The 19,583-nt window shown below is 66.3% G+C and carries 13 protein-coding genes; 3 read left to right on the top strand and 10 right to left on the bottom strand.

Features of this window, described 5'->3' with window-relative positions:
- Window positions 1-51: 51 nt before the first annotated feature.
- From V2L18_RS01780 to V2L18_RS01770, 3 genes are read right to left on the bottom strand one after another with little or no spacing between them, the layout of a single operon-like run.
- On the bottom strand, window positions 52-759 hold the full coding sequence (locus tag V2L18_RS01780; protein WP_336176040.1) for a sulfur transferase domain-containing protein: 708 nt from the start codon (window positions 757-759) through the stop codon (window positions 52-54).
- Between the two features lie 17 nt (window positions 760-776).
- Window positions 777-1,424, bottom strand: coding sequence for a DUF6691 family protein (locus V2L18_RS01775; protein ID WP_336176038.1), 648 nt, complete (start codon window positions 1,422-1,424; stop codon window positions 777-779).
- Window positions 1,421-1,966 (bottom strand): YeeE/YedE thiosulfate transporter family protein, encoded by a 546-nt coding sequence (locus tag V2L18_RS01770; RefSeq protein ID WP_336176036.1) that lies wholly within the window; start codon window positions 1,964-1,966, stop codon window positions 1,421-1,423. Before V2L18_RS01770 ends, V2L18_RS01775 begins: the two co-directional genes overlap by 4 nt.
- Before the next feature lie 501 nt (window positions 1,967-2,467).
- Here V2L18_RS01770 and V2L18_RS01765 point away from each other — a divergent pair.
- Entirely contained in the window at window positions 2,468-3,685 is a 1,218-nt protein-coding gene (locus V2L18_RS01765) for an NADP-dependent isocitrate dehydrogenase (RefSeq protein ID WP_336176034.1), read from the top strand.
- Between the two features lie 283 nt (window positions 3,686-3,968).
- On the opposite strand, the gene V2L18_RS01760 is transcribed toward V2L18_RS01765, so the two are convergent.
- The 5 genes from V2L18_RS01760 to recA form a co-directional block, all read right to left on the bottom strand.
- Complete coding sequence (locus tag V2L18_RS01760; protein WP_107989583.1) at window positions 3,969-4,241, bottom strand: glycine zipper domain-containing protein; 273 nt, start codon at window positions 4,239-4,241, stop codon at window positions 3,969-3,971.
- Between the two features lie 372 nt (window positions 4,242-4,613).
- Window positions 4,614-5,822 (bottom strand): cyclic nucleotide-gated ion channel, encoded by a 1,209-nt coding sequence (locus V2L18_RS01755; RefSeq protein WP_336176031.1) that lies wholly within the window; start codon window positions 5,820-5,822, stop codon window positions 4,614-4,616.
- A 292-nt stretch (window positions 5,823-6,114) separates the two neighbouring features.
- Window positions 6,115-8,796, bottom strand: a complete 2,682-nt coding sequence (gene alaS, locus V2L18_RS01750; RefSeq protein ID WP_336176030.1) for an alanine--tRNA ligase — start codon at window positions 8,794-8,796, stop codon at window positions 6,115-6,117.
- Window positions 8,797-9,010: 214 nt separating this feature from the next.
- Window positions 9,011-10,024 carry a purine nucleoside permease gene (locus tag V2L18_RS01745; RefSeq protein ID WP_336176028.1) on the bottom strand — a complete coding sequence of 338 codons (1,014 nt, stop codon included), beginning with the start codon at window positions 10,022-10,024 and terminating at the stop codon, window positions 9,011-9,013.
- A 538-nt stretch (window positions 10,025-10,562) separates the two neighbouring features.
- Window positions 10,563-11,648: a recombinase RecA gene (recA, locus tag V2L18_RS01740; RefSeq protein ID WP_336176026.1), complete on the bottom strand. Its 1,086-nt coding sequence runs from the start codon at window positions 11,646-11,648 to the stop codon at window positions 10,563-10,565.
- A 294-nt stretch (window positions 11,649-11,942) separates the two neighbouring features.
- Here recA and V2L18_RS01735 point away from each other — a divergent pair, with 294 nt between their 5' ends.
- Both V2L18_RS01735 and V2L18_RS01730 read left to right on the top strand, forming a co-directional pair.
- On the top strand, window positions 11,943-13,055 hold the full coding sequence (locus V2L18_RS01735) for a PfkB family carbohydrate kinase (protein WP_336176025.1): 1,113 nt from the start codon (window positions 11,943-11,945) through the stop codon (window positions 13,053-13,055).
- Window positions 13,052-13,972: a pseudouridine-5'-phosphate glycosidase gene (locus V2L18_RS01730; RefSeq protein ID WP_336176024.1), complete on the top strand. Its 921-nt coding sequence runs from the start codon at window positions 13,052-13,054 to the stop codon at window positions 13,970-13,972. Before V2L18_RS01735 ends, V2L18_RS01730 begins: the two co-directional genes overlap by 4 nt.
- Window positions 13,973-14,829: 857 nt before the next feature.
- Here V2L18_RS01730 and bcmE read toward each other — a convergent pair.
- Window positions 14,830-16,257, bottom strand: a complete 1,428-nt coding sequence (bcmE, locus tag V2L18_RS01725; protein ID WP_336176022.1) for a thiamine pyridinylase — start codon at window positions 16,255-16,257, stop codon at window positions 14,830-14,832.
- A gap of 706 nt (window positions 16,258-16,963) precedes the next feature.
- Window positions 16,964-19,555 (bottom strand): response regulator, encoded by a 2,592-nt coding sequence (locus V2L18_RS01720; protein WP_336176021.1) that lies wholly within the window; start codon window positions 19,553-19,555, stop codon window positions 16,964-16,966.
- Between the last annotated feature and the right edge of the window lie 28 nt (window positions 19,556-19,583).

Here is a 19,583-nt window from a genome sequence, read left to right as displayed (position 1 = left end):
CGCTGTCTCGAAGGATGGGCCACAAGCTCCCGCGCTCGCCCCCTCCCCGCTTCAAAGCGGCGGCAGGCCGAGCTGTTCGCGCACCGCGGCCTCGCGGCTGGTCTTCAGCCCGATGGTGCGTCCTTCCTCCACCGCGATTTCCGCAGGAACGCCCGAGGCCGCACGGTACAAGGCCCACATGGCACCGACGCGATTGGCGGACTCGCAGTGAACCAGGATCGGGTACTTCGTCGGATCGTTGAGGATCTTTGAGATTTCCGCGATCTGCTCCGCCGTCGGGGCCTTGGTCGGCACCGCGATGTTGATGTAGGCCATGCCGGCCTTTTCCACGAGCGGGCCTTCGGTGGTCGCGCCCTCGTCCGCGGTGTTGAGGTTGATGATGGTCTTGAAGCCGAGGCCGGCGAGCATGCCCATGCCGGCCGGATCGATCACGCCGCCGGTGCCGATATAGGGCGTGGCGCGCAGGTAGTTCTTGACGATGCCCGGCATCTGGTCGCCGTAGGCGGCCTGCGTGTATTTCGTGGTCGTGTCATAGGGCCCGGCGGGAAGCGCCGCATCCTGCGCGGGCTTTGCCGGTGTGGCAGCAGCCGGGGCGCACGGATTGGCGGGCCTCACGGCAGCCGGGGCGCACGGGTTCACCAGCGCGGGCGCGCAAGGGTTGGTGGCCTGCGCGAACGCGGAAGGCGCCGCCGCGCCCACCATAACGGCGGTTACGGGTACGAAGGCCGCCGAAAGCAGGCTCTTGCGGGTCTTCTTCATGGAACGTTCCTCCTTCATCAGGCGCTGATCGCCTGTCCCTGTCGTTGTGCGGGGTGATGATCCTCGGCCTGCGGGGTGCAGACATCTTCGGCCGTGAACGGGCCGCCGCGCGCACGCTCCAGCTTGGAGCCGAGCACGAAACCGGCCGCCGCCACGACGACGAGCACGGCGAGGATCAGCCATTCCGGCAGGCCGGTGAGATCGGTCAGGCGCTGGGCATCGGGGCCCTTGGCGGCGAGATAGAAGCCGGTGAGCGGTTCGAACACGACGGCGAAGACGATGGTGCCCGCCACCATGCCGGCGAAGAACACCAGCGCATCGATGCGGCCGGAGCCGAGGCCGGCGAGCGAGGTGCCCGGGCAATAGCCGCCGAGCGCGAAGCCCGCCCCGATCAGCACGCCGCCACCCGCCATCGCCCAGAAGAACAGCGTCGGGATATAGACCGAATTGTCCGCGATGACGCCGGAAAGCCGGAGCGCATAGAGCCCGATTGCCGCCACCAGCACGGCGGTGAACATCACCTTGAAGACGGCGAAGTCCTTCAGCGTGAACTGGCCGGTGAGCTTGCGCGGGGATCCGAAGCCGGCCGCCTCCAGCGCGAAGCCGAACAGGATGCCGGAGAGAAGCCCGCTGGCGAGCCCCGAATCGTAGAACGGAATGCTCATTGCCAGACCCTCCGCATGGCCATGGAGACGACGAAGCCGGCGATGAAGAACCCGGCGAGAAACACGAAACCAGCCACCGCCAGCGTCGCCCCGCCGGAAAGCCCGAGCCCGGAGGTGCAGCCGCGGGCAAGCCTTGCGCCGAAGCCCGTCAGCGCGCCGCCGATGAAGGCGTAGGCAAAGCGCTGCGAACGGGAAACGTTCGGGCCCCGCTCCACCTGAACGGAAATGCGCCCGGCCGAACGCGCGCCGAGATAGGCGCCGATCAGCACGCCAACCGCCTCCCACGTGATCCACGCCGCAAGCGGATTGCCGGCCTGCACGAAGGGGCCGAAATAGGCATTGGCGGCGGTGGCGGCGGGCGCCAGCCGGTCGCTGACATCGGCGGCAAGACGCGTGACGAAGCCGGAAGCGCCAAGCCCGTGGCCGGAAATCAGGAACGTCACCAGCAGCGCGAGGCCCAGCGCGATGCCGGCGGCCAGCGGTGGCCAGAACGGCCGTGGCCCGGCCCTGCCCCGGGCAGACAGGCGAGAAGGTGCGGACATCGGGTTTCCCCTCCAAATCACATATTTATATTCGTATGTGATGATATACGAAGGTAGGGGATGGGATCAATCGGGGATTGCGGGGGAGCGGGACACATCGGGAGGGACGTGAGAGGCTTCAGGCACGCTGAATGCCCGCGCCCGCACAGCCCCCTCCTCCGTCATCACCCGGCGAAGTCCGGGTGATCCAGCACCCTCCCCATCCGCCGCAGCCCGCTGGATTGCCCGGACGAAGCCGGGCAATGACGATGGTGAGATCTGCGAGGAGTGCGAAAGCGAAAGCCCCGGCGCCTTTGCCGCCACCTCACGCCCCAGCAAAGCCCCGCTCTTTCGCTGCGTCACACGGCTCTGCTATAGCGGGCTCTCAGAAAGGGCTCGCGTTTGCCGGCGTGCAATCGTATACAACGGCACACGATTTGACGACGGCATGCGATCCGGCGCGCTGCACGGACCAGACCGCCGCCTCAAGACCCAGCACCGATGAAGCGAGGACTGCAGGAAATGGCGAAGATCAAGGTTGAAAACCCGGTCGTGGAGCTCGACGGGGACGAGATGACCCGGATCATCTGGCAGTTCATCAAGGACAAGCTCATCCACCCCTATCTCGACATCGATCTGGAATATTACGACCTGTCGATGCAAAAGCGCGACGAGACCGACGACCAGATCACGGTGGATGCGGCCAACGCCATCAAGAAGCACGGCGTGGGCGTCAAGTGCGCCACGATCACGCCGGACGAGGCCCGCGTCGAGGAGTTCGGGCTGAAGAAGATGTGGCGCTCGCCCAACGGCACGATCCGCAACATTCTGGGCGGCGTGATCTTCCGCGAGCCGATCATCTGCAAGAACGTGCCCCGGCTGGTGCCGGGCTGGACGCAGCCGATCATCGTCGGCCGTCACGCCTTCGGCGACCAGTACCGCGCCACCGATTTCCGCTTCCCCGGCAAGGGCAAGCTGACGATCAAGTTCGTCGGCGAGGATGGCGAGACCATCGAGCACGAGGTCTACGACGCGCCCGCCGCCGGCGTCGCCATGGCGATGTACAATCTCGACGAGTCCATCCGCGATTTCGCGCTCGCCTCCTTCAACTACGCCCTGCAGCGCCGGGTGCCGTGTTATCTTTCGACCAAGAACACCATCCTCAAGGCCTATGACGGACGCTTCAAGGACATCTTCCAGGAGGTCTACGAGGCGGATTTCAAGCACAAGTTCGCCGAGGCCGGGATCTGGTACGAGCACCGGCTGATCGACGACATGGTGGCCTCGGCGCTGAAGTGGTCGGGCGGCTACGTCTGGGCCTGCAAGAACTACGACGGCGACGTGCAGTCCGATATCGTGGCGCAAGGCTTCGGCTCGCTGGGGCTGATGACGTCGGTGCTGATGACGCCGGACGGCAAGACGGTGGAGGCGGAAGCCGCGCACGGCACGGTGACGCGCCACTACCGCCAGCACCAGAAGGGCGAGGCGACGTCCACCAATTCCATCGCCTCGATCTTCGCCTGGACGCGGGGACTTGCCCACCGCGCCAAGCTCGACGGCAACGACCGGCTCGCCCGCTTCGCCGCGACGCTGGAACGCGTATGCATCGACACGGTGGAAGCCGGCTACATGACCAAGGATCTGGCGCTGCTCGTCGGCCCCGATCAGGGCTGGCTGTCGACGACGGGCTTCCTCGACAAGATCGACGAGAACCTCGCCAAGGCGATGGCCGAGCACTGAGGGGTAAGGAGCGGGAGGCGCATGCGCGGCCCACGCGGGCGGCCCATCCTTCGAGACGGCCGCTTCGCGGCCTCCTCAGGATGACGTTATCGTGGGGTTGATTGCGAAAAAAAAGCATCAACAATCACGACGTCATCCTGAGGAGCGCCCGGCAGGGCGCGTCTCGAAGGATGGGCCCCAAGCTCTCCCTCTCCCTCTCCCTCTCCCTCTTCCTCTTCCTCTACTCCAAACAGAAAAGGCGGGCCAAGGCCCGCCTTTTCCATATTCGAAACCTGTCTGCCGCTTACGGGCAGGCGACCCGGTAGGGGTTGCCGTAGGCATCCCGCGCCCAGCAGTTCTTCGGGGTGGTGGCCGCGCCGATCATGGCGCCGGCCGCACCGCCGGCAACGGCGCCGACGGCCGCACCGCCGCCCGTGCCCGTGGTCACGCCGCCGATCACGGCGCCGGTCGCGGCACCAAGGCCCGCGCCGCCCAGCGCGCGGTCTGACTGGCTGTCGGTCTGGCAGCCCGCGAGCATCAGGGCCGCGGCGCCGGCGATCAGGAGTTTCGTGTACATGCTTCAATCCTCCGTACGTCGATTTGTCGGCCTGGCCTTGTCGGGACCTCGGGGCCGGGCGAATAACGAGAGCGGAAGGCGCGCGCCATCCGCTGGCGTGAAGACATGGGAGGGTCGCCCCCGCCGTCATGCCCCCTGAAAGTCCCCGCATCCTGCCTCACCGCAGGAGCGCGCTTTCAGGCGCCGGAACCGATCAACCCGGGCCCATCGGCTGCGACCGACTGAAAGTCCGTTGATCTTGGGGTGAGAACGCACGACACGTCCCGCGGTTCCATCGCGCAGGGGAAGCTCATATCTTGTCGTTATTGGGGCAGACCCCGATACCGCACGCGGTCGCTTCGGGTCAGGAGGGGGCCGTCGTGAGCAAGCGGGTCAGTCGTCCTGCGCCGGCTGCGCCGCCGCCTCGGCGAGTTCCTCGCGCGCCATGTCGCCGCTGCGGGTCTCCGCCAGCCGGTCGCGCGCCGCCTCGCGCACGCGCCGCGCGATCGCCGGATTGCGCCGCATCAGCCGGTGCAAGTCGTCGCCGTCGAGCACCAGCAGCCGGCAGCGCGATGTCGCCACCACCGTCGCGGAGCGTCGCGTGCGGTGGAGAACCGCCATTTCGCCGAAGAAGTTGCCCTCGCGCATGGTGATGGTGCGCTCGGCGAGGTCGATCTCGACCGTGCCGGAGGCGATGAAGAACATCGAGGCGCCGGGATCGCCTTCCCGCGCGATGATCTCGCCGGCCTCCACGGTCTGGGAATGGAGAAGCCCCGTCACCTCCGCGATGTCGGCGGCGTTGAGATCCTCAAACAGCGGCACGCGGGCGACCATGCCCCAGGTGACGACGAATTCGCGGCTGTGGATCTCGCGCGCGAAGGCGGAGGCGACGACGCCGATGGGCAGCGCCAGCAAGCCGTAGCCGAGCAGCATGACGATGCCGCCCACGACCTTGCCGAGCGGAGAGACCGGCACCACGTCGCCGTAGCCGACGGTGGTGACCGTGGTGATCGCCCACCAGATGGCGGCGGGGATCGAACCGAAGGCTTCCGGCTGGTCGTCGCCCTCGATCAGGTGCAGCGCGGTGGCCGCGATGAGCACGATGCCGAAGATGATGACGAAGCTTGCTACCAGCGCCCGGCGTTCCGACGCCAGCGCCTTGGCAAGCGAGCGTAGCGCCGGCGAATAGCGGGCGAGCTTGAGAAACCGCAGCAGCCGGAAAACGACGAAGGCCCTGAAATCGCCCGAGAACAACGGCACCCAGAACGGCAGCACGGCGAGCAGATCGATCAGCGCAGCGGGCTGCGTGGCATAGCGGATGCGCGCCCTGACGGGCCCAAGCCCCCGCAGCGGCGGGTGCATGTCGGCCACCCAGAGGCGGGCGGCGTATTCCGCCGTGAAGATGGTGCCCGACACAATCTCGATGAGGAGAAAAAGATCCCCCCACTGCCGCTCGATGCTGTCGACCGTCGACAGGATGACAGCGGCGACGTTGATGAGGATGAGAGCGATGAGAGCGCGATCGACAACGCGGCTGGCGAGGTTGCCGGCGGCGCCCTTTTCCAGCAGTTCGTAGACCCGGCGTTTCAACGAAACGCGCATGATCGCTGCTCCCCCCTTTGCCCGTTGCGGTCCCTGCGCGCGTGCGGCTCGACGCGCCGGATCATGTCCGCCGCACGAGATCTCGTCTGGCACCCATCCTTCGAGACGGTCGCTTCGCGACCTCCTCAGGATGACGTTATCGTGGGGGTGGTTCAAAAAGCCCACAACACACAAAACGTCATACCGAGGGGCCCCGCCAGAGCCATCACGAAGGATCGGCCACGAGCAGCACCCGAGGCCTACTTCGCAACAATCCCAGGGGCGCCTCCCGCGCCCCGGCCCCGCCCCGGCCTCAGCCGGCCGCCGCCAGCGCGCCCTCGATCGCCTTCAGCGCCTCATCGGCCTTCGTGCCGTCCGGACCGCCGGCCTGGGCCATGTCGGGACGGCCGCCGCCGCCCTTGCCGCCAAGCGCAGCCGAGCCGACACGGACGAGATCCACAGCGGAGAAACGGTCGGTCAGATCGTCGGTGACGCCCACCACGATGCCGGCCTTGCCGTCCTCGCTCACGCCGACAATGGCCGCAATACCCGAACCGAGCGACTTCTTGGCATCGTCCACCAGACCCTTCAGGTCCTTCGGCGAGATGCCCTCCACCGCCCGCGCCATCAGCTTCACCGAGCCGACCTCGCGCACGCGGGCGTCCGCCGCCCCGGCACCGCCGCCGCCGAGCGCCAGCTTCTTGCGGGCCTCCGCCAGTTCCTTCTCCAGCTTGCGCCGTTCCTCGATGAGCGAGGCGACACGCTGGGAGACCTCGGTCTGGGAAACCTTCAGGAGCCCGGCGACATCGCGCAGGCGCTGGTCCTGCTCTTCCAGATGACGGCGCGCGCCCTCGCCGGTGAACGCCTCGATGCGGCGAACGCCGGCCGCAACCGCGCCCTCGTGCACGAGATTGACGAGGCCGATATCGCCGGTACGGCGCACATGCGTGCCGCCGCAAAGTTCCACCGAATAGGTCTTGCCGGCCTTTTCGCCCTCGATTGCGGTGCCCATGGAGACGACGCGGACCTCGTCGCCGTATTTCTCGCCGAAGAGCGCCATGGCACCGGATTCGATGGCATCGTCCACCGCCATCAGGCGGGTCTCGACGGGGGCGTTCTGCAGGATGATCGCGTTGGCGATGTCCTCCACCCGTGTGATCTCTGCGGGCTCGAGCGGCTTGGGATGGGAGAAGTCGAAGCGCAGGCGGTCGGGCGAGACCATCGAGCCCTTCTGAGCCACATGGGTGCCGAGCACCTGGCGCAGCGCCTCGTGCAGCAGATGGGTGGCGGAATGGTTGGCCCGGATCGCCGAGCGGCGCGCGGTATCGACGACGAGCTCGACCGGATCATCAAGACGCAAGGAACCGTGCTCCACCGTCACGAAATGAACGAAGAGGCCATCGGCCTTCTTCTGAACATCGGTGACGCGCGCCTTCAGCTCCGACTTCGCGCCGCTGGCGACGATCTCGCCCGTGTCGCCGACCTGGCCGCCCGATTCGCCATAGAACGGCGTCTGGTTGACGATCACCGCCCCGCTTTCGCCGGCGGAAAGCTCGCGCACCTCTTCGCCGTCGCGCACGAGGCCGGTGACGACGGCTTCGGCGCGTTCGGTCTCGTAGCCGAGGAATTCGGTCGCCCCGACGCGTTCCTTGATGGCGAACCACACGCTTTCCGTCGCCGCCTCGCCGGAGCCGGCCCAGGCCGCGCGGGCCTCCTTCTTCTGCCGCTCCATGGCATCGTTGAAACCGGTGAGATCGACGCCGACGCCGCGCGCGCGCAGCGCATCCTGCGTGAGATCGACCGGGAAGCCGTAGGTATCGTAGAGCTTGAAGGCGGTCTCGCCATCGAGCGTGTCGCCCTTCTCAAGACCGGTGGAGGCCTCGTCGAGCAGCGACAGGCCGCGCGTCAGCGTGCGACCGAAGCGCTTTTCCTCAAGTTCGATGGTCTCGGTGATCAGGCTTTCCGCCCGCATCAGTTCCGGATAGGCGCGGCCCATTTCGGCCAAGAGCGCCGGCACCAGCTTGAAGATCACCGGCTCTTCCGAGCCCAGAAGCCGGGCATGGCGCATGGCGCGGCGCATGATGCGCCGCAGCACATAGCCGCGGCCCTCGTTCGACGGCAGCACGCCATCGGCGATGAGGAAGGAGGTCGCGCGCAGGTGATCGGCGATCACCCGGTGCGAGGCGCGCCGGTCGCCCTCCGCCTTCGTGCCGGTGACGCTTTCGGAGGCCGCGATCAGCGCCTTGAACAGATCGATGTCGTAATTGTCGTGGACGCCCTGCAGGACGGCGGCGATGCGCTCCAGCCCCATGCCGGTATCGATCGAGGGGTGCGGCAGGTCCACCCGCTCCTCCTTCGTCTTCTGCTCGTACTGCATGAAGACGAGGTTCCAGATCTCGATGAAGCGGTCGCCGTCTTCCTCCGGCGAACCCGGAGGGCCGCCCCAGATGTGGTCGCCGTGATCGAAGAAGATTTCCGAGCAGGGACCGCAGGGGCCGGTGTCGCCCATGGTCCAGAAATTGTCGGAGGTCGGGATGCGGATGATGCGGTCGTCGGTAAGGCCGGCGATCTTCTTCCACAGGTCGAAGGCCTGGTCGTCCTCGGAATAGACGGTGACGAGAAGCTTGTCCTTCGGCAGGCCGAATTCCTTGGTGATCAGCGTCCAGGCATGCTCGATGGCGACGTCCTTGAAGTAGTCGCCGAACGAGAAGTTGCCGAGCATCTCGAAGAAGGTGTGATGGCGCGCGGTGTAGCCGACATTGTCGAGATCGTTGTGCTTGCCGCCGGCGCGCACGCATTTCTGCGCCGTGGTGGCGCGCTTGTAGTCGCGCTTCTCAAGCCCAGTGAACACGTTCTTGAACTGGTTCATGCCGGCATTGGCGAACATCAGCGTGGGATCGTTGCGCGGCACCAGCGGGCCGGAGGAGACGACCTCGTGCCCGTTACGGCGAAAGAAGTCCAGGAACGTCGATCGGATTTCGTTGACGCCGCTCATCTCAGGGTTCGACCTCGTCATCTCGTGTGTCGGGTGCCGGAAAAATTCATCGGCCCCGCAGGTTGCCGGCTGCTATGGCAATGCGCCGCCGGACGACCCGTCATGTCATTCCTCGCGCGGGTTTTAAAGCCTTCGCAAGGCAAAGGGAAGCGGTGTGCGCGCGCCGTCTCCCACAAGACCGGGGAGACGGCGGCGCCACGCTCATGCCGCGTGCCTATTTGGCCGCGATTCCGCCTTCCCAGGCGCTCCAGTCGGCCAGCACCGCATCCGAAAACGCCTTGCCGACGCGGTAGGCGTTGGTGAGCGAGGGGCCGAAGCCGCCGGAACTGGCATTGAGCGAATCCTGCGGCGCCTGGCCGGGATAGGGCTGATCGAAGTTCGACGCCGTGCGCAGGATGGCGACGCGGTCCATGTCGATGCGCCCGAGGGCTGCGCCGCGGGCAAGCGCGGTCAGCGTGGCGTTGTCCTCCTGCTGGGTGGTGCAGTAGTCGGCCGCACCGTCGGTCATGAGCTTCGCCCAGTCGTTCATGGCTTTCGAAAGCGCCACGCCGTGCCACCACTGGTCGGTGGAAACCGTGTCGCAGATGCCGACGGTGGGCGCAGCCTTCGCCGCACCTTGCGGATAGTGCGCCCGGTACTCCTTCGCCTCGTCGCTGTCGGCTAGGGTCACGTCCTCCGACAGCTCATAGGCGCGCCGGGCCAGCGCCTCGTTGAGGTGATAGACCTCGGTGCCGTAATGCGAGCCCGGCTTTTCGCCTTGCGCCTTGGAGAACATGCCGAACTGGCCGGACGTCCAGCCTTCCGGCGCCTTGCGGTCGTCAATGCGCCACTGCAGGCCGCCGTCGACCGCGTAGCGCGCCCAGAAGGCGGAGCCCAGCGTGCCGTTGTCCGGATCGACCCCGGCGATGCCGGCGATCAGGATGTAGGTCTTCGAAAGATCCAGCTTGTCGGACAACACCAGTGCCGTCATCGAGCTTGCCGCGTTGGCGTAGCCCATCGACGTGGTGACGAGGCACAGCCCCTTGTCGTTGCACGAGACATCGGGGAAATCGGCCGACAGGCCATCGATGGCGATTTTTTGCTCAAGCCCTTCGTTCTTCAGCCAGTTGGAGGCTTCGTGCTTGAACATGGAGACGACGAGCACCTTCGGCGCAACCGGCTCGGCTGCGACGGGAGCGGAGATGGCGCCGACCAGCGCGGCTGCGGCGAGGGAAGAAAGAAGACGCATGGGAGAAACCTCTCGGGATCGGGAGACACCGTTCCTAGAGCATTTCATGGTTCGGCGGAACCAGAACGCGCGCATTTGTGGTGTGGCCCATCCTTCGAGACGGCCTTGTCAGGCCTCCTCAGGATGACGTCGAGTGTGTTGAAGCCTTCGTTGAACCAGCAACATGGACAACGTCATCCTGAGGAGCCCGCGTGAGCGGGCGTCTCGAAGGATGGGCGACTTGCTTCGTCTGACCATGAATTGCTCCAAGGCCACGCAACCGGGGGCTGCAAGGTCAAACAACGGGCAAAGAGACCGGTCGGTGAGCGAAACCCCGCCATGTTGGACGAAGGCGGCGCGGTGATGACGACGGCGGGATCGGGGCCCTGAACGCGAAACGGCCGCGCGAGGGGCGCGGCCGTGTGGAATATTGCCGGTCAGGACACGACGGACGCCGACCGCGAACCGCAATTGCAGCCGGTCCGCGCCGCCGCATTCCCGATCAGTCGTTGTCGATCAGTCGGGGCCAATCGGTCGGGGCCAATCGGTCGTCGCCCGATCAGTCGTCAACAGATCCGCTCGGCTCGTCGTCGCTGTCGCCGCTGGGATCGGTGATCTTCTCCGCGATGAGGCCGGCGTTCTGGCGGATGGCGAGTTCGATCTCCTGGGCCACTTCCGGGTTCTCGCGCAGGAAGTTCTTGGCGTTCTCCCGCCCCTGCCCCAGCCGCTGGCTGTTGTAGGAAAACCAGGCGCCCGACTTCTCGACAACGCCGCCCTTGACGCCGAGGTCGATGAGCTCGCCCATCTTGGACACGCCCTCGCCGTACATGATGTCGAACTCGATCTGCTTGAACGGCGGCGCGAGCTTGTTCTTGACGACCTTGACCTTGGTCTGGTTGCCGACGATCTCGTCCTTGTCCTTGATCGAACCGATGCGGCGGATGTCGAGACGGACCGAGGCGTAGAACTTCAGCGCGTTGCCGCCCGTCGTCGTCTCCGGCGAGCCGAACATCACACCGATCTTCATGCGGATCTGGTTGATGAAGATCACCATCGTCTTCGACTTGGAGATCGAGGCGGTGAGTTTGCGGAGCGCCTGGCTCATCAGACGCGCCTGAAGGCCCGGCAGGCTGTCGCCCATCTCGCCTTCCAGTTCCGCGCGCGGGGTCAGGGCCGCCACCGAATCGACCACCAGCACGTCGATCGCGCCGGAGCGCACCAGCGTGTCGGCAATCTCCAGCGCCTGCTCACCCGCATCCGGCTGCGAGATCAGCATGTCGTCGATCGTGACGCCGAGCTTCCTCGCATAGACCGGATCGAGCGCATGCTCGGCATCGATGAAGGCGCAGATGCCGCCCTTCTTCTGGGCTTCGGCAACCGTATGCAGCGCCAGCGTGGTCTTGCCCGAGGATTCCGGGCCGTAGATCTCCACGATGCGCCCGCGCGGCAACCCGCCGATGCCGAGTGCGATATCGAGACCGATGGACCCGGTGGAGATCGACTCCACCTCCACGACCTGGCCTTCGCCGAGCCGCATGATCGATCCCTTGCCGAAGGCGCGCTCGATCTGCGCCAGGGCTGCGTCCAGTGCTTTGGTCTTGTCCATTCCGGTGCCCTCGACGAGGCGAAGTGAGGCCTGTGACATCTTTGCGTCCTTATTCCACGCCCGTCAGGCGGTTTCAAATCGCATTCTTGTACATGGTTTGTTCTTCATATTTATCCCCATGTCAAGCAGCTGAAAATTATGGTTTATAGTCAATGTGTTCCGCATATGTTCGCAGGCGAGCCCGACACGGTCCGCGCAAGGCGACGTAAGGGCACTTTCGGGAATCGGCAAAGATTACCACTTGGCCCGCCCGCGCAGACGCTGCAATGATCGCCCGAAATGGCGGGGCGGAGGGCCAACAAGGGGCAAGCCGACAACGGGACGTGACATGAGATGACAGCGCCTGGCGCGACGCCGACCGGCAACGAGCAAAGCTCTACACCGCCGCAGATGAGGGAAGGCACGGACGACCGCCCGCAAGGGCTTGCCCGCGGAACCCCGCCGATCGCCCTTCTGGGCGGCATCCATCTCGACCGGCTCGCCCATGCCGACCGGCGCATCCTGCCCGACACCTCCACCCCCGGCCGGATCGTCGCGCGCCCGGGCGGAGTGGCGACCAACGTGGCGATGGTGCTGGCCCGGCTCGGCCAACGTGTGCGGCTCTTCGGCAGGATCGGGCCGGACGGCGACGGCGTGGCGCTGTCGGTCATGCTCTCCGGTCTCGGCATCGACATTTCCGGCGTGCGCGAGGGCAAGAGCCCGACGGCAAGCTACCTGGCGCTGCACGATCCCGACGGCCGGCTTGCGGCCGCGATCGTGGACGATGCCGTCACCTACGAATTCGGCCCCGACGACCTCGCCGCGCCGCAGGAGGGACAAGGGGCGGGATTGATGGAGGCGGGCATCTGGTTTCTCGACGCCAACCTGCGCGCCGACACGCTGGAACGGCTGAGCGAGATCGCCGGCCCGAGAGAAGAAAGACAACCGGGAGCACGGCCGTTCCTCGCCGCCGACGCGGTCTCCATCGCCAAGGCCCGGCGGCTGGAACCGGTGCTCCACCGGCTCGACCTGCTGTTTGCCAACCACGCCGAGGCTGCCGCCCTTGCCGGCATCGACGGCCCAGCGGACAGGCTCGCCCGCGCTCTGGTCGAGCTTCAGGACGGCCCGCTGGCTGCCATCGTCACCGACGGCGAGGCAGGTGCCGTGTTGGCGCAGGGCGGCGGGCCGATTCTGCACCGCCCCGCCCTGCCCGCCCGCCTCGTCGACGTGACGGGCGCGGGCGACGCGCTGACGGGGGGAACGCTCGCCGGTCTTGCCTCGGGGCTCGACCTGGCGCAAGCACTCGACTACGGTCGCGCCGCCGCCGCCCTCACCGTGGAGGCAACGGGCGCCGCGCCCGCAAGCCTGACGCTGGCCGCCCTCCACCTGCGCCTCGACGCCGCCGAGGCGAACGAAGACATTCATCAAGGTACTCAGAGTACGGAACCGGGAGAAATCGGCCCGTGATCGACCACATCGTTCCCTCGCGCGAAATCGAGGAAGCCCGCGCCGAGCGTTCGCCGCTCGTGGCACTGGAATCGACCATCATCACCCACGGCATGCCGTGGCCGCAGAACATGGAAACGGCGCTCGAGGTGGAGCATGCCATCCGCGCGGAAGGCGCCACGCCCGCCACCATCGCCGTCATCGACGGCACGCTCAAGGTGGGGCTCACCGAGGGCGAACTGGAGGGACTGGCGAAGAGCCAGGACGTGATGAAGCTCTCGCGCGCCGACCTCGCCTTCGCGCTGGCGCAGGGACGCACCGGCTCGACGACGGTCGCCGCCACGATGATGGCGGCCCATGCCGTGGGCATTTCGGTCTTCGCCACCGGCGGCATCGGCGGCGTGCACCGCGGCGCGGAGACGAGCTTCGACATTTCCGCCGATCTGGAGGAGCTGGGCCGCACCCCGGTCTGCGTCGTCGCAGCCGGCCCCAAGGCTCTGCTCGACATTCCGAAGACGCTGGAGGTGCTGGAGACGCGCGGCGTGCCGGTGATCGGCTTCGGCACGGACGAACTGCCCGCCTTCTGGTCGCGCCATTCGGGGCTTGAGGCCCCCTACCGGCTGGATACGGCCGACGACATCGCCCGGCTGATGGACGTGCGCACGCGCTTCGGCGGCCACGGCGGCATTCTGGTCGCCAATCCGGTGCCGCAAGAGGCAGAGATCCCGGCCGACGAGATGGAAGGCCACATCGCGGCGGCGCTCAAGGCGGCGGATGCGGACGGCATCCACGGCAAGGAGGTCACGCCTTTCGTTCTGTCGAAGATTTTCGAGCTGACGGCCGGCCGCAGCCTGAAGACGAACATCGCGCTGATGCTGAACAACGCCCGCCTCGCCGCCCGCATCGCCGTCGCCCTGCGCAAGCCGGTCACCTACTGAGGGAGCGTTGATGGCCGGCGCGGATGGCCGGGCCTGGGCGACATGTCCGGGCAACGGCGGCCTGGGCGACGGGGGCCAGGGCGACGGGGGCCTCGGCGACAGAGGCCTGATCGTCGTTTGAGCCACCCGCGCAGGTCTCTCTGCCGCCACCGCCCGCTCAGGTCTCTCCATCGTCATTGCCCGGCTTCGTCCGGGCAATCCACTGCCGGCCGCAGCATTTGGGGCACGCGCTGGATCACCCGGACAAAGCCGGGTGATGACGGAGGAGGGATCGGTTCGGGACGGCGAGCGGCGGGTTTTCCGTTTCGCCGGCCTCGCATTCGATGTCATTCCCGCGAAGGTGGGAATCCAGCATTCCAGAGGAGTCGGCGGCGCGCGCACTGCGGCCGGATCCTGTGGTTACTGGATCCCCGCCTTCGCGGGGATGACACGTGGAGAGATCGCGAAAGCGCTGCAAAGTGACCGGGGCGATTGCGCGCAGCCAGAGCGCTTCGCGCCCCTCCCCAGCACTGACATTCGCGGAGACACCTGGAACATCCCCTACTCACGATGTCATTCCCGCGAAGGCGGGAATCCAGCATTCCAGAGGCGTCGGCGGCGCGCGCACTGCGGCCGGATCCTTTGGTTACCGGATCCCCGCCTTCCGGGGCGATGACACGTGGAGAGATCGCAAGAGAACTGCAAAGTGACCGGGGCGTTCGGGCGCGGGACATCGCGTGTGAGGGAATGCCAAGCGAGAAAGAGCGCCGGAACGATTGTCCCGACGCTCCCGAATGGCGTCTCTCAGGCGCCCTCAGGGCTGGCTCTCACTCGCAGCCTTCGGGGCCCTTCTCGGCTCACGCCCCGCGCTTCGGGGGTCAGTCGTTCTTGCCCTTCGGCACGGACATGGCCTTTGAGGCCGGAGCGGCTTCAGCCAGCGAGGCCGGCAGCGGACAGGAATTGCAGCCGCACACCGATCCGTCCTGCGCGGCCGGATAGGCGTTGGTCCACTGGCCGTTCCAGCCGCCATGGGCTTGACAGGTGGCGCTGCAGATCCCCGCGGCGGCGTTGTTGTTGGGGATCGTCTGCGTCGCCTGGAAATCGCAGCCGCACTGATAGTTGGTGCGCACGTCCGTCTTGATGACGTTCTTCATGCTGTCGAGCCACGACCGGGCGTTGCCGGCAAGCGCGAACATCAGCGGGTTGGCGTTGTTCACCATGTCCCACATGTCCTGATAGAGCGGGAACTGCTGCGAGAGCTGCTGGAACACGCTGGTGCGCGTCGCCATCAGGTATTGCGGCACGGGCTCCGTCGCGGTCGCGCCGATGCTGTCGACCACCACGTCGGTCGACGCCATCAGGTTGGCGAGCTTGACCGCCAGCGTGCGCGTGTTGCGCTGGGCGGTGGTGGTGTTGACCGCGATCACGTCGGCATAGAAGAGCGGCTGCTGGGTGCCATCGCCGAAGGGCATGACCTTGAAGGCGATGTTGGCCCGCGTCGCGTCGCTCATCTGGCTCATGGATTCGGTGTAGCCGATGACCGCCCGGCCGAAGCCTTCGGAAAACCAGATGCCCTGCTGGTAGGCGTTGTCGTTGGCAACCGTCGCGTTGAAGTAGCTGGCGGTGGCCAGCACCGTCTTCTGCTCGGTGATTGCGTTCTGGTTCAGGTCCTGCGGGGTCGGCGGCAACGGCAGCGGATAGGTGCCGGTCAGCGCATGGGCGATGTCGAGATAGAAGGCGGCGTTCGTGGTGCCGCCGGACATGTCGGTCATCAGGCCGCGCCGGTCGGGCGGGATCTGGCTGGTGTAGGTGCACTGGTTGATCGCGTTCGAGACCTCGTTGAAGGTCGTTGCGGCGGCAAGCTGCTGGTCGCCCTTCTGGTAGAACAGCACGTTGGAGCAGCCGAGCAGCGGGATGGCGTAGTAGTTGCCGTTGCTCTGCACGCCGTCGCGCGCATAGGGGATGAGGTCGTTGGCGTTCTGGATTTCCGCCGGCGTCATCGCCTCCAGATAGTTGCCGTTGAGGAAATCCTGGAAGAACATCGCGTCGAAGACAAAGACGTCCGCATTGGCCGGCGGGTTCATGTCATAGCCGCCGTCCCACTGGGCAGGCGTCAGGAACACGAGCTGGACGTTCGGCTCCACCTGCGCCCAGGCGGTGGAGATCGCCTGCTGGAACTGCGCAAGCCGCGGCACCCACGGATAAAGCCCGACGGTGAGCGACTGCTGCGCCAGCGCCGGCAGCGCGATGACAAGCGAAAGGAAGGCAGCCGCGACGGCCGAAAGCCCCGTTCGACGAAATCGCATGGAAAAACAACTTAGAATATTCATCATTTTCACCCCCATGATTTGTTAAATTGAAACTGAATAAAACAAAGAACAACGAATCTATAGTAGCAGACCTAGGGAGAGGATCAACTTGCGATGGATGTGGCAGACGACACTTCGACGCGACGGGCGGGCCGACAAAAGTGATGGGTGGCCGGATGCAAGGCAAGCGGCAAGACCGTCTCATGGTTTTGCAGAAGCGGATCGCTGATTTTTCTGGTGCGGTCCATCCTGAGAGGCTGGCCCGTAAATGGTATCCGGCTATGCGCCTCAATTTCTCCCGCCATCATCCCGGCCTCCGAGCCGGGATCCATGCCGTGAAACATCCACGCGGGAAGGATTTGAAATAGCGGGAGAATTTAACAACACGATATGCCGAAAGATCACGGCATGGATTGCCGGTCGGAGCCGGCAATGACGGCGGAGGGGTATGAGGGGAATAGCCGAAGGTGCATAGCCCGATACCGTTTTCGAGCCAGACTCTCAGGATGACGTTGTCGTGGTGCTGGTTCAGGGAAGGCTTCAAAACGCTCAACGTCATCGTGAAGAGCCCGACTTTTTTACCAAAGCAACCCCGCGTTCGATGTCATTCCCGCGAAGGGGGCGACATGAAGCGCACGTGCAGGCGCATTGTTCGCCGCACAAAAGCGAGGCCCGCAAAGCCCGGCGCCCGGCAAACCGCCCCCTACTCCGCCGAAAGCGCTTCCTTGACCGCGGTTGCCAGCTCCTTCAGCGAGAAGGGCTTGGGCAGGAAGGAAAACTTCTCGTTTTCGGGAAGGTTCTTCTCGAACGCGCCCTCCGCGTAGCCGGAAATGAAGATGATCTTCAGGTCCGGCCGCGTCTTGCGCAGCTCGCGCAACAGGCTCGGGCCGTCCATTTCCGGCATCACCACGTCGGACACGACGAGATCGACCGCCCCTTCCGTCTCCTCCATCACCTGAAGCGCCTCGGTGCCGGAGCCGGCCTCGTGCACGGTGTAGCCGCGCGAGGCGAGCGCGCGGGCGGCGAAGGCGCGGACGGCTTCCTCGTCCTCCACCAGCAGGATGGTGGCCGACCCGGTCAGGTCCGTCATCGTCGGTTCCGCGACGATCTCCTTCGGCAGCACCTTTTCTTCCGAAACATGGCGCGGCAGGAAAATGCGGAAGGTCGTCCCCTCACCGACAATGGAGGAGGGATAGATGTAGCCGCCGGTCTGCTTGATGATGCCGTAGACGGTGGAAAGACCGAGCCCCGTGCCCTTGCCGACCTCCTTGGTGGAGAAGAACGGATCGAAGATCTTCTCCATGATTTCCGGCGGAATGCCCGTGCCGGTGTCGGTCACCTCGATCAGCACGTATTCGCCCACCGGCATGCCGCGCACGTCGTCCAGCGTCGCCGACTGCGCCGCATCCACGTTGGAGGTGCGGATGGTGAGCCCGCCGCCCTCCGGCATGGCGTCGCGCGCGTTGACCGCGAGGTTCACCACCACCTGTTCCAGCTGGTTCTGGTCCGCCATGACCGGCCACAAATCGCGCCCGTGCACGACCTTCAGCTCCACCTTCTCACCGAGCAGCCGGTCGAGCAGGATGGAGAGATCGGCCAGCACGTCGTTGAGCGCCAGCTCCTTGGGGCGCAGCGTCTGGCGGCGCGAGAAGGCCAGCAGCTGCCGCACCAGGCCGGCGGCCCGGTTGGCGTTCTGCTTGATGTTCATGATGTCCTGGAAGGACGGATCGGTCGGCCGGTGATTGGCGAGCAGCAGGTCGGAAAAGCCGATGATGGCGGTCAGCACGTTGTTGAAGTCGTGCGCCACGCCGCCGGCCAAATGACCGATCGCCTGCATCTTCTGGCTCTGGGCGAACTGCAGCTCCAGCGCGCGCTGCTTGGTCGTCTCCAGCGCATAGACCACGGCCGCCTCGTCGTCGGCGTCGCCGTCCTGCACGGCGGAGATGTAGAAGGTGGCTGAGCGCTCGCCGTCGTGTGAGAGCTCGATATCCATCGGGTTGATCTCGCTGCGCCCTTCGGCTGCCGCCTCCAGCGCCGCCGACAGGATATCGCGCCCGCTCGCGGCGACGAAATCGGTCAGCCGCCGCGGCCCGTTCTCCTCGCCCGCGTCCGGCCCGGTCTCCGGCTTGCCAAGAAGCCTGAGGAACGGCGCGTTGGAGCGCACCACCCGGCCGTCGCGATCGACAGAGGCGATGGCGATGGGCGTGTTGTTGAAGAAGCGGGCGAAGCGAACCTCGGCCGCGCGCAGCGCCTCCTGCGCCTCCTCCCCCGGCGAACGGTTGAGCACCAGCGTGCGGCTTTCGCCGGCCATTCCGTCGGCGCCGAAGGGCACCCGGTGCAGCAGGCGGACGGGAACGGTCTTGCCCTGGCGGGTGACGAGATCGAGATCGATCGTCTCCGACTTCACATCGCCCGGCTGGCCGGTGATGGAATGGATGAGCTCCGCCCCGTCGCCGCGCACGATGTCGGAAAGCGCCAGTGCGCCGGCCTCGAACTGGGCGAGGTCATGGCCCAGCCAGTCGGCGAGCGTGGCGTTCAGATAGACGATGCGGCCCTGGCCGTCGGCGGAGAAGAAGCCGGCCGGCGCGTGGTCGAGGAAATTGATGACGCGCTGCAGCTCCTGGAAGGAGGATTCCTGCTCCACACGGTCGCGGGTGATGTCGGCGACGAGCCATGTGGTGCAGGTGCGCGCGCCGGCGCCTTCCTCCACCTCCAGCGGACGCACGCGGATGCGATACCAGCGCGCCGGGCCGTCGGACTGGCCGATCGGGTGCGGCAGGCGCACCTCTTCCTGCGCGCGCATGCCGCTCTTGGTCGCCTGCGACAGCCGGAAGATGGCATCGGCCGCATCCGGGTCGCTGGCGAAGACGCGTTCGACCGTGCGCACGTCACCCGGCCCGCTCATTCCCGTGAGTTCGGCATAGGCCGCGTTGGCGTAGATGATGCGACCGGAAGTATCGGTGATGACCGTGCCGATGTCGTTGGTATCGAGGAAGGCCTGGGCGAGCGGATTGGCCCGCGCCCGCGACGAGAACCGCAGGAGCCCGATGGCGCCGGCGAACAGGCAGAACACGCCGACGACTGCGAGAAGGCCGAGCAGGCCGAGCACATAGGGCTCCGCCTGCTCCCGGCTCATGACCGCGATCGCGCCGGCCGCCACAACCAGCGCCAGCGCCAGCAGCACAAGCAGGCCGATGCTGCCGGTGCGCTCGGAGCGGTCGACGACCGGTCCGCTCACGGATCCGTTCGCGGGCCCCGCGCTCGGCGCGGACGGTCGCAGGGAGGGTTCGCTCATGGCCGCTCGTTCTCCTGAAGCCCGCCTT

It is taken from the genome of Breoghania sp. JC706 (assembly GCF_037026715.1).
Lineage (GTDB): Bacteria > Pseudomonadota > Alphaproteobacteria > Rhizobiales > Stappiaceae > Breoghania.
The sequence above is the reverse complement of the archived record's forward strand: the minus strand, read 5'-3'. Positions and strand labels throughout refer to the sequence as shown.